9 protein-coding genes are annotated in these 12,241 nt (G+C 33.7%); 2 read left to right on the top strand and 7 right to left on the bottom strand.

Annotated elements, in window-relative coordinates:
- Nucleotides 1-20: 20 nt before the first annotated feature.
- The 5 genes from MHI13_RS06490 to MHI13_RS06470 form a co-directional block, all read right to left on the bottom strand.
- Nucleotides 21-977 carry a thymidylate synthase gene (locus MHI13_RS06490; protein WP_017176318.1) on the bottom strand — a complete coding sequence of 319 codons (957 nt, stop codon included), beginning with the start codon at nucleotides 975-977 and terminating at the stop codon, nucleotides 21-23.
- 195 nt (nucleotides 978-1,172) lie between these two features.
- Nucleotides 1,173-1,607, bottom strand: a complete 435-nt coding sequence (brxA, locus tag MHI13_RS06485; protein WP_017176317.1) for a bacilliredoxin BrxA — start codon at nucleotides 1,605-1,607, stop codon at nucleotides 1,173-1,175.
- 13 nt (nucleotides 1,608-1,620) lie between these two features.
- On the bottom strand, nucleotides 1,621-2,736 hold the full coding sequence (locus tag MHI13_RS06480; protein WP_070548551.1) for a conserved virulence factor C family protein: 1,116 nt from the start codon (nucleotides 2,734-2,736) through the stop codon (nucleotides 1,621-1,623).
- A gap of 17 nt (nucleotides 2,737-2,753) precedes the next feature.
- Nucleotides 2,754-3,002 (bottom strand): NifU N-terminal domain-containing protein, encoded by a 249-nt coding sequence (locus tag MHI13_RS06475; RefSeq protein ID WP_002449746.1) that lies wholly within the window; start codon nucleotides 3,000-3,002, stop codon nucleotides 2,754-2,756.
- 11 nt (nucleotides 3,003-3,013) lie between these two features.
- On the bottom strand, nucleotides 3,014-3,208 hold the full coding sequence (locus MHI13_RS06470) for a zinc-finger domain-containing protein (protein ID WP_002449911.1): 195 nt from the start codon (nucleotides 3,206-3,208) through the stop codon (nucleotides 3,014-3,016).
- A gap of 198 nt (nucleotides 3,209-3,406) precedes the next feature.
- Between MHI13_RS06470 and MHI13_RS06465 the strand changes: the two genes are divergently transcribed.
- Both MHI13_RS06465 and MHI13_RS06460 read left to right on the top strand, forming a co-directional pair.
- Nucleotides 3,407-4,111, top strand: coding sequence for a queuosine precursor transporter (locus MHI13_RS06465; RefSeq protein ID WP_070548549.1), 705 nt, complete (start codon nucleotides 3,407-3,409; stop codon nucleotides 4,109-4,111).
- A 99-nt stretch (nucleotides 4,112-4,210) separates the two neighbouring features.
- On the top strand, nucleotides 4,211-4,609 hold the full coding sequence (locus tag MHI13_RS06460; RefSeq protein ID WP_054105574.1) for a ribonuclease HI family protein: 399 nt from the start codon (nucleotides 4,211-4,213) through the stop codon (nucleotides 4,607-4,609).
- A 58-nt stretch (nucleotides 4,610-4,667) separates the two neighbouring features.
- On the opposite strand, the gene MHI13_RS06455 is transcribed toward MHI13_RS06460, so the two are convergent.
- Entirely contained in the window at nucleotides 4,668-5,060 is a 393-nt protein-coding gene (locus MHI13_RS06455) for a hypothetical protein (protein ID WP_070548547.1), read from the bottom strand.
- Nucleotides 5,061-6,023: 963 nt separating this feature from the next.
- Nucleotides 6,024-12,035 carry a YSIRK-type signal peptide-containing protein gene (locus MHI13_RS06450; RefSeq protein WP_340761034.1) on the bottom strand — a complete coding sequence of 2,004 codons (6,012 nt, stop codon included), beginning with the start codon at nucleotides 12,033-12,035 and terminating at the stop codon, nucleotides 6,024-6,026.
- Nucleotides 12,036-12,241: the final 206 nt, after the last annotated feature.

Here is a 12,241-nt window from a genome sequence, read left to right as displayed (position 1 = left end):
TATTTTTAATTAAAGATAGATTATACAGCAATGGGCGCTTTAATTGCTGGATGAGATTGATAGTCTACCAGTTCTAAATCTTCATAATTAATATCAAAGATTGAGTGTTCAGAATTTATTTTTAATGTAGGAGGTGCAAAACCTTCTCTAGAAAGTTGAGTCTTAATTGCCTCTATGTGATTAGAATAAATATGTGCATCTCCAAAAGTATGAATGAATTCTCCAACTTCTAAGTTACATTCTTTAGCAATTAAATGCGTAAGTAATGCATAACTTGCAATATTAAAAGGCACACCTAGGAAAATATCTGCACTACGTTGATAAAGTTGACAACTTAATTTGCCATCTTGTACGTAGAACTGAAACATTGTATGACATGGTGGTAATGCCATAGTATCAATTTCAGTGGGATTCCATGCTGAAACTATGTGTCTTCTCGAATTAGGGTTTGTCTTAATTTGCTGAATAACTGTTTTAAGCTGATCGAAATGATTACCATATTGATCTACCCAATCACGCCATTGCTTTCCATAGACATTTCCTAAATCACCATATTTTTTAGCAAAAGTATCATCATTCAACACTTTCTCTTTAAATTTTTTCATTTCCTGTTGATACATTTTATTGAAATTTTCATCTTCTTGAGAACGATGTCCAAAATTTGTCATATCTGGCCCATGATAATCTTCAGATTGAATATATTTTTCAAAAGCCCATTCATTCCAAATATTGTTATTATATTTTAATAAATACTGAATATTAGTATCTCCTTTTATAAACCACAATAACTCAGTAGCAATAAGTTTGAAAGATATCTTTTTTGTAGTGAGTAAAGGGAATCCCTTCGTTAAATCGAAGCGGATTTGATGTCCAAATTTAGAAATGGTACCTGTATGTGTTCTATCATCACGTTGATTACCAATTTCTAAAATGTCATTACATAAATCGTGATACGCCGAATCAAAAGGATTGAGCATATGTACATCTCTCCTAAATTTTATATTAATTATCATTATACTAGAAAATAGAAAGATATTGAATGAATTATATTATTGAGTATATATTATTTCAAAACATTTTTATATTTAAAAATCTCCAACAATAAATTATCAAACTGAGATAATTTATTATTGGAGATGCATATTAAGATAGATTAAATTAATCTAATCATATTAACAATTTTCGTCGAAAGCATCTTTAATATCCATACAAATATCTTGAATATCTCTACCTTCAATATGTTCACGCGGAATAAAATGCTTTAATTCTGTACCTTTAAATAAAGCATACGAAGGGCTTGAAGGTACTTGTTGGATATAATCGCGCATTGTTTGCGTTGCTTCTTTATCTTGTCCAGCGAATACTGTGACTTTATGTGTTGGCTTTTTATCATTTTGATCAGCAACTGCTACAGCAGCAGGTCTCGCTAAACCAGCAGCACAACCACATGTAGAATTAATAACAACAAATGTTGTTTCGTCATCTTTAACATTGTTCATATAGTTTGATACATCTTCACTTGATTCTAAACTTGTAAAACCATTATCAGTTAATTCAGAACGCATTTGTTGTGCTAGTTCATGCATATATTGTTCATACGGATTCATATAAAAAACTCCTTTAATGTTTATTACGATTAGCAATTTGTTTCCATACGGAACCTAATGCTTCATCGCCATTTTCAATTCTAGAAATTGCCATTTTCACTTGAAGTTTTACTTCGTAAGCATTGTCGTTTGCATGCGCTCTTAGAGATGCTAGTTGCGCTTCGCCACCTTCTTCAAATAAAAACATTGCAGCTCTCCAACGAACAATTTTTTGTGGATCATCAAGTGCTTTTTCCATTTCTGGCAAAGCTTCTTTATAACCTAAATCACTGATACAGTCTCCAGCTGTACGTCGAATAGCTGGATGCTGATCATTTAATCCTTTATACAAATATGGCAATATTTCTTTACTTTCAATCATACCAAATAAAACAATCGCTTGACGTCTTAATGGTAACTTATTTTCATTTAGGGCTTGCTCTAAGAGTGGAATATCCTCAAGTGTTGGTGTTGGAAATTCTGTTAACATTCTGAGGCGTACTTTCCAGTCTGATTCATTCAAGTACTCCTCGTATGAAACATGTTGATAAAAATGAGATGTACTTTTCGTTTGTGTAGATAAAGCTTGAACGACTAATTGTTCCAATCGACTTTTTGGATATAATGCAATGATTTCTTCATAAACTTCTCCCATAACTAGAGAAAGTTCTCCATAACGTAAACCAAGCTCTTTCCATTTTCTAAGAAAAATAACATTATCATCATCTTCTTGTGCTTTAAGCATACTATTAACAAAGATATCAGGTAGTTGTTTACGTACTTCTTCATGAGCATTTGTTAATTTAATTTGATATGGGATATTTTTAAAAGTGAGTATCTCTGCTTTCACTTCTCCATAGTGTTCATCAAACTGAGATGATTGACTGATAGTTTCCTCTTTTTGAAGTGACGCAGTAATTTGAGGTAATACCTCTTCCCAATGTGCTTTCGGATACTTATCAATAGCTAAAAAGTCAATTACATGAAATATAGATTTAACATCTTTAATTTGTAATAAGTCATTAATAAAATCAGGTTGAGATGTTTTGACTTCTGTATATGTGTTCGACTGATTATCAGCACGCTTTTCACTTAAAACGATTTTCATTGTATTTGGGCTTGGTGTTGGTTCAATTTTTAATATTTCCACTACTGTTCCTCCTAAAATTAAAATGTGTCTTCAATTTTAGGTACAAGATCATCCCAATTGGCATATTCCTCTTTATCTACTGAAATAAAATCCATGACATAAAAAACTGACTTTACTCCTTCGATATCAAATAATCGATTAATAAAATCAGGTTGACCATCTTGAGCAGATGTATACGTATTTGATTGATTATCTTTACGTTTTTCACTTAAATTAATTTTAATCGTATTATAATTTGGTGTGTCTTCAATTGACTTTATATGCATAAAATCCCCTCCTATTGAAGTTCATTGCCTAATTGCTTAATTTGCTTACCTATTGAACATTCAGAAATACAAAAATGATGTGCTTGTGTTTTTCCTTCTGTTTTTCTAATGTGTGTTTTCAGTAAACATTTATCACAATAAGTATTCATTAATTCATCAATTTTTTCTATTGCATTTTGTTCGGAATGTGTAAGTATAACTTTCACTCCTTATACTTAATTTTATAAATATGGAGTTATTATAACTTATATGATGATCATTTTAAAATAATCGATTTTATTTTTTATTATTTATAATATGAATTGATTAATGAGTATTGAATTTGAATTACTTTTACTATAAAATATTAAAGTTGCTTAGCGGTTTCTAAACACCCGCATTATCAAAATTTAGGAGGATAAATGATGTATAATGAATTTTTTGGCATTGCTACTTTTTTTGTAACATTTATTGTAATGGTTTTAATGTATCATTGTTTTGGTAAACAAGGTCTTATCGCTTGGGTAGCTATCGGTACAATTATTGCTAATATCCAAGTCATCAAAACGGTTGATATTTTTGGTATCTCAGCAACTTTAGGTAATGTAATGTTTGCCTCTATCTACCTAGCTACAGATATTTTAAATGATATTTATGGACGAAAAGTTGCTAAACGTGCTGTATGGTTAGGCTTCTCATCAACTCTTGTTATGATAATTGTAATGCAAATGTCATTACATTTTATACCCGCACCAGAAGATATATCTCAAAAAGCATTATCTACGATTTTTGATTTAGTGCCGAGAATTGCTTTAGGTTCAATTATTGCTTATATTATAGGGCAACATGTAGATGTGTTCATCTTTTCAATGATAAAAAAAGTTTTCCAATCAGATAAAACATTTATTATTAGAGCTTATGGAAGTACGGTATTAAGTTCAATTATTGATACTGCATTATTTGTAACTATCGCATTTATCGGTACATTGCCTGCAAGTGTTGTATTTGAAATCTTTATTACTACGTATGTTTTAAAATTAGTCTCAACGATTTTCAATGTTCCATTTGGTTATATTGCGAAGTCTTTCTATCGAAAAGGAAAAATTCAAAAATTAGACGAAGGTTATTAAAACAATCATACATGCATATTGTTTAGGTTTACTAAGCAATATGCTATTTTTAAATAGACAAATAGTGTTTAATTAATGCTTAAACTAGAGGTGTTTTTAATGGCTAAAATATTTTTTGATGCTGCGACGAGTGGCAATCCGGGACGTAGTACGTGTGGGATAGTAATTAAAGAAAATGATATTAAATATACGTATACACATGATTTAGGAGAATTGGACAACCATAGTGCTGAATGGTCTGCATTCATTCATGCATTAGAACATGCTCGTGAATTAAATGTTTCAAATGCTTTATTGCATACAGATTCTAAATTGATAGAAGATAGCGTGAATCAAGGTTATGTAAAAAATGCGCGTTTCAAACCATTTTTTGAAAATATGGAGATTTTAGAAGCAAGTTTTGATTTGCTATTTGTAAAATGGGTTCCAAGAGATAAAAATAAAGAAGCAAATCAATTAGCACAACAAGCTCTATACAAATTAATTAAGAATAAATAATAAGGTGACATGAAAAAACTCTTCAAGTGTTTTAATCATTGAAGAGTTTTTTATTAATTTATGTGTGCTTTTCCCTTTTACTTTTAATTAATAATGAGAATCCAAACAAAGGGTGATTAACACATGTATTGAGTAAGACTTTTTTAAGTACAATGTCAGCAGTCGAATTTTTAATGTGTGTATAACTTTGATTAATATTTAAAGTTTGGTTATGGTCTTTTTCATATTTTAATATTGTTAAATTTGCTTTCTTAGATGATGGTAATGAACTATTTGGAGTTAGTAAAGCGTCATCAGAAATTTTTGCAATTAAAGTTCCTTCTATTAAAGGGTTATTTGAACTAATTGTAATATGTTCATTATTATCACTCATATCAAAACCTAAAAGAGTGTTATTTTTATCAAACAATTCTACCTTAGTGTTAGGAGTTATTGTAATTTCTATTGGCATAAGCGTGTCCACTTTATCAATTAAATCGGTTTAGTTAGTGGTGTCGTATCCGTTGCTCTTCTAGGATCAGAGACTGATGAGTTACCACTATCATTGTAACATTTCCTTCTGATATGAGTCTCATTGATACTATATATATAATACTTTTATCATTTGTTCTTGCACGATCTAAAGGTAAGTTATCTTTATCTCTTAATTCAACATTCGTAAGTAGATCAATTATATTTGATGAAGTTACAATTTCAATGGATTGTTTAGTATTTGCTAATCTAGAAATTTTACTTATAAATCAAAGTAGGTTTGATTAGTGATTCATTTGAAATAGAAGCGATATTATCTATATATTTAAAGACAGTAGTAATTGGAATAAACTTACCATTGTATTTGTTATGAACACCTTAATTTTGTCTTGTGTCAATATTAGATTAATCCATTACGAGTTTGTTCTGTTTGATGAATTAAAATATGTTGGTTCTCTAAGAAAACTTGTATTTCACTAATTTTTATATTATTAGGTTCGATTTGTTTCGTACTCTTCAATAATTCTGATATTTCATTAAGTATATTTTTATGTTGAGCGATTAAAGTAGATTTGTGATTTCGAGTAGTAATATTACTAGAAGTTTAATTAAACATTACATTAGATATTGGTTTATTATTGCTATCAACATGACTAGAGCTAGTATTAAAATTTTTATTCTTTTGTCACGAGAAATAGTATGTTTATTAGCATAAGTTGTATGAGTGCTTACTAATCAAAAGGTACAAATAGAAACGAGTGAGGGAAGAATTCTTAATTTATATTTACGAATGTTAAAACGTTGTGAATTTTAAGTTGATTCATTGGAGTAATGTCTTTCCCATTTCAATCTAATTTTCAAGACATAAATAAAAAAGAAAGCCATTCAAACATTACAAAAATCAATGTTTGAGTGGCTTTCAAGGTTTTAAAGCATAATTATCCTATTTATCATTTTCATCTTCTTTTTTTCTTCTAAATAATAATGATAGTCCGCCTAATAAAATAATCATTGAAGTTGGTAAAGAAATGTTATTATAAGATATTTTTCCTGTTTCAGGTAATGAATGTATTTTATGTGTAGCCATTGGTGTATCAGAACTGTGTTTTATTTTGCTATAGCTATTCGTATTTTTATTAATAACTATAGTATCAGAATAGTTATTTTTATCGTTTTTGAATAATGAAGTATTGTTATAATCTATATCTTTATCAATTTGTTTCGCTGGTGGCGTCGTATCAGTTGCTTTTACAGGTATTGATGTTGAACTATTAGGATGTTCGGCATCGTCCGTCGCTTTAGCTGTGACATTTCCTTCCGGAATAGGTTTGTTTGGTGTAATAGTGACATGACCAGAATCATCCGTTGTACCCGAGCCAATGATATTACCATCTTTATCTAATAGATCAACATGAGTATGTGGATCCGTTGTGACTTCAATTGGCGTTAAAGTATGAGCTTTGCCAGTTAAATCTGTATTCACTGTAGGCTTCGCCGGTGGCGTTGTATCTGTCGCTTTTTTAGGTTGAGACACCGAGCTATTAGGATGTTCGGCATCGTCCGTCGCTTTAGCTGTGACATTTCCTTCCGGAATAGGTTTGTTTGGTGTAATAGTGACATGACCAGAATCATCTGTTATACCCGAGCCAATAATATTACCATCTTTATCTAATAAATCAACATGAGTATGTGGATCCGTTGTGACTTCAATTGGCGTTAAAGTATGAGCCTTGCCAGTTAAATCAGTATTCACCGTAGGTGTTGTCGGCGAAGTGATGTCCGTCGCTCTTATAGGTGTTGATGTTGAACTATTAGGATGTTCAGCATCGTCCGTCGCTTTAGCTGTGATATTTCCTTCCGGAATAGGTTTGTTTGGTGTAATAGTGACATGACCAGAATCATCTGTTATACCCGAGCCAATAATATTACCATCTTTATCTAATAAATCAACATGAGTATGTGGATCCGTTGTAACTTCAATTGGCGTTAAAGTATGAGCCTTGCCAGTTAAATCAGTATTCACCGTAGGCTTCGCCGGTGGCGTTGTATCTGTCGCTTTTTTAGGTTGAGACACCGAGCTATTAGGATGTTCAGCATCGTCCGTCGCTTTAGCTGTGACATTTCCTTCCGGAATAGGCTTGTTTGGTGTAATAGTGACATGACCAGAATCATCTGTTGTACCTGAGCCAATGATATTACCATCTTTATCTAATAGATCAACATGAGTATGAGGATCCGTTGTGACTTCAATTGGCGTTAAAGTATGGGCTTTACCTGTTAAGTCAGTATTCACCGTAGGTGTTGTCGGCGAAGTGATGTCCGTCGCTCTTACAGGTGTTGATGTTGAACTATTAGGATGTTCAGCATCGTCCGTCGCTTTAGCTGTGACATTTCCTTCCGGAATAGGTTTGTTTGGTGTAATAGTGACATGACCAGAATCATCCGTTGTACCCGAGCCAATGATATTACCATCTTTATCTAATAGATCAACATGAGTATGAGGATCCGTTGTGACTTCAATTGGCGTTAAAGTATGGGCTTTACCTGTTAAGTCAGTTGTCACCGTTGGTGCCATAGGTGGCGTCGTATCAGTTGCTTTTACAGGATCCGATGTTGAACTGTTTGGATGTTCGGCGTTGTCTGTTGCTTTAGCTGTCACATTCCCTTCCGGAATATCTTGTGTCGGCGTAATAATAACGTGACCATTTGAAGCAGTAGTACCCGAACCAATGACACGTCCATTCTTATCTAATAAATCGACATGTGTATTCGGATCGGTAGAAACATCTACAGACGTTTTTGTAGTTGCTTTGCCAGTTAAATTTGTATTAATTCTTGGTTTCGCCGGTGGCGTTGTATCTGTCGCTTTTTTAGGTTGAGACACCGAGCTATTAGGATGTTCGGCATCGTCCGTTGCTTTAGCTGTGACATTTCCTTCTGGAATATCTTGCGTTGGTGTAATAGTGACATGCCCAGAATCATCCGTTGTCCCCGAGCCAATGACACGATTATCTTTATCTAAGATTTCAATACGTGTATGAGGCTCTGCCGTTACAGAGATAGGCGTTCTCGTTGTTGCTTTACCTGTTAAGTCAGTTGTCACCGTTGGTGCCATAGGTGGCGTCGTATCAGTTGCTTTTACAGGATCCGATGTTGAACTGTTTGGATGTTCGGCGTTGTCTGTTGCTTTAGCTGTCACATTCCCTTCCGGAATATCTTGTGTCGGCGTAATAATAACGTGACCATTTGAAGCAGTAGTACCTGAACCAATGATACGTCCATTCTTATCTAATAAATCGACATGTGTATTCGGATCAGTAGAAACATCTACAGACGTTTTTGTAGTTGCTTTGCCAGTTAAATTTGTATTAATTCTTGGTTTCGCCGGTAGCGTTGTATCTGTCGCTTTTTTAGGTTGAGACACCGAGCTATTAGGATGTTCAGCATCGTCCGTTGCTTTAGCTGTGACATTTCCTTCCGGAATAGGTTTGTTTGGTGTAATAGTGACATGACCAGAATCATCCGTTGTACCCGAGCCAATGATATTACCATCTTTATCTAATAGATCAACATGAGTATGTGGATCCGTTGTTACTTCAATTGGCGTTAAAGTATGGGCTTTACCTGTTAAGTCAGTTGTCACCGTTGGTGCCATAGGTGGCGTCGTATCAGTTGCTTTTACAGGATCCGATGTTGAACTGTTTGGATGTTCGGCGTTGTCTGTTGCTTTAGCTGTCACATTCCCTTCCGGAATATCTTGTGTCGGCGTAATAATAACGTGACCATTTGAAGCAGTAGTACCTGAACCAATGATACGTCCATTCTTATCTAATAAATCGACATGTGTATTCGGATCAGTAGAAACATCTACAGACGTTTTTGTAGTTGCTTTGCCAGTTAAGTTTGTATTAATTCTTGGTTTCGCCGGTGGCGTTGTATCTGTCGCTTTTTCAGGAGCAGATGTAGACACATTATTAGATGGATCGTATGCTTTAGCAATGATATTTCCTTCTAAAAGTGGTAGTGTCGGCGTAATAGTGACATGACCACTTGAATCTGTTGTTCCTCTACCAATCATTTTTCCTGTTTTATCAACTAATTCTACACGTGTATCCGGATCTGTTATAACTGTTATAGACGTTATTGTTGTCGCTTTACCAATTAAACTTGTATTAATAATTGGTACTGTTGGCGGAATAGTATCTGTTATAGGAACATGATCTGAATCAATTGAGTTAGGTATTTCAGCTCCATCTGTAGCTCTTGCAAATATTTTACCTAATGGTAATGGATATTTAGGGGTGATTATTGCATGACCTGTCATATCAGTAATTAATAAACCATAACTTTTACCATTTTCATCAATAATTTCAACTCGTGTCATAACGTCAGTTGAAACATCGATTGGTGTCTTTGTACCTGCTTTATTCACTAAGTTAGTATGAATCACCGGTTTAGAAGGTGGCGTTAAATCAGTAACATGTCTTGGATCAGAGGTTGCAGTATTATTCGGTTCGTTTGGATCAGAGGCTTTAGCAGTTATATTACCTTCAAATAAGATATTATCCGGTATGATATAAGCATGACCGTTAGAACCCGTTGTTCCTCGACCAATCACACTACCATGTTTATCGATTAATTCTACCACTGTGTTTGATGTGGATGTGATATCAATTCTTGGACGTGAAAATGCTTTGCCCGCAACATCAGTATTAATAATTGGTTTAATGACATGAATGAAGTTTGTTGCTTGTACTGGATTAGAAACTGAACTATTTGGGTGTTCAGCGTTATCAGTAGCTTTAGCCGTGACATTCCCTTCTGGAATTGGACGTGTTGGTGTAATTCGTACATGTCCCGTATTGTCTGTTGTTCCAGAACCAATCGTGTTATTGTTTTTATCAAGTAAGTCAACATGTGTATTCGGGTCAGTAGATACATCAATAACTGTTTGAGTACCACCTTTATGTGTCAATACAGTATTAATAACTGGTTTTGTTGGTGGTGTTGTATCTGTTGCTTTTTTAGGATCAGATGTTGATACTTTATCTTCCTCTTGAGGGTTATACGCTTTAGCCGTGACATTCCCCTCTGGGATTGGACGTGTTGGAGTGATATTAGCATGACCGTTAGAACTTGTTGTACCTTCACCAATTTTTTGATTGTTTTTATCAAAAATAGCTACTTTTGTATTTGGATCTGTGGATACATCGATAGCTGACGTTGTCGTCGCTTTACCTATTAAATTTGAATTGATTACTGGTTTAGACGGTGGACGGTTAACAATAGGTGTTAATGTAGCATCTTCAGGTAATTCCCTACCTGCAAGTACAGTGTAAGCTTCTTTAGATTGTGGTCCCTTAGTTCCAGTATTTGCATATGCCCAAGCATTTTCAATTTCTGAGTTTGTTACGCCATCGCGTAATTTAATTTCTAAATGCATATGATAGGCACGTCTGACAGCATTATAACGATTAGGTGCAATTTCAATTCCGATACCATAGTTTAGCCCAGCAAACTTTCCGCGTTGATCATTAATTGGGCGTAATAAGTCAGGATTATTTCTATTTGCATGGAAATATTCGTTGGCATCTGATGCCATACTGTTACCTGGACGAATACCAAAGCTTAAAAAGAAAGTTGTTTGACCAAAATCACGTTGATTACTATTTAACATATTAAATGGTTGAGCACTATTATCTGGATCAGCAATAAAACTACCTGGTGATTCACTTAATATACCAGGCATACCTTTTCGTTTTTCATAAGCAGTATAATAAATATTTCTGACTGTATCTGAAGCAAATAAACCATTATCTTGTAATTTCATAATTTGATATGGAAGACCTAGTACCAAACCAAGTCGTTGTTGCGACCCATCTGGAACCATATTTACGCCATCGTTGTTGAAGAATACATCATAGTACAAATATTTTGTATTTCCTTCTTGTACGATATGTCCTCTAAGAACAGTCTTTTTAGAGGTGATATCTTCTACCCCATTCACTTGTTGTCCTGTTCCAAGTGCTCTTCCATCTTTTAAGGAAGCATAGTTACGTTGATACACAATTGCGTTTGTTCCGCTATTCCATTGACTATTAATTACTGAAAAACGGAATTGTGATCCTGTTGCAATGTGTTCGCCATTACGTCGATCTCTTCGTCCTGAATGAGCTCTTGTAATAATATTAGCTAAACCATTTCGATTTTGTTCAATACGCTTGATTAGTTCTGCAAGTTGTTGCTGTGTAATGGTTGTAGATTGTGATACTGCATGACTTTCAACAACTAAATGATGTGCTTCTTCAATACGATAGTTTTTAGGCTCAAGTTGTTCAGCTTGAGGTAATAAGGTTTGAACTTCAGTTGTTAAACGATTTAGTTTTTCTAATGATTGTGCTTGTTCTGATGGTATGGCTTTTTCAAGTTTATTTGAAGAAGCTTGTGATGTAACAACGTCAGATAATGTATGCGGTTTCTTATCTGAAACGCTAGAATGATTAAGCTCATTGTTTAAAATTGTAACATCGACGTTTTTCTCAGTTTCTATTTTTTTGGGATGACCTGTAGTATTTTCATTTGCATCTGTATGATTATCTTGAGAGGATGCTCTTTTCTCAGTTTCTTTTTTATCATTAGTGTTTAGAGATGCGTCCTTTAAGACGGTCTCTTTATCTTTATTAATAATGTCAATTTCAATATTTTGTCTTTCTTCATTATTAGATTTAAGTTCTACATCGCTTTTTGATGTTGTATTAACGTTATTTTCAATTTTATAATCTGGCTGAGTATCTTCGGAATGGTTCGCATGGTTGATTGTAGCATTTGAAGATTGACTTGCATGTGCTTCATCTGTATGCGTGCCAAGAAATACTAGTGTAGCGATTAAAGTTGAAAATGTTCCGACTGCATATTTTCTAATACTGAACTTTTGCAATTTATCTCGATGGTTCATCGATATGCTTCTCTCCTCTTCTTAGTTGTATATTCTTAATGTTGATGCTGTGAGTAAGTAGTTAAATTGATGTTCAATATATCGCTCAATATCAATAAATTTGATAATTAAATTTACCATTCTTTATAAGTAATCTATTTGGATGATTTAAGCACAAAAAAATTACTCGATAAAAGTTCTATAACTCCTCTCGGGTAGTAATTTTT

The sequence above is a fragment of the Staphylococcus sp. FSL K6-0223 genome, from assembly GCF_038008285.1.
The sequence above is the reverse complement of the archived record's forward strand: the minus strand, read 5'-3'. Positions and strand labels throughout refer to the sequence as shown.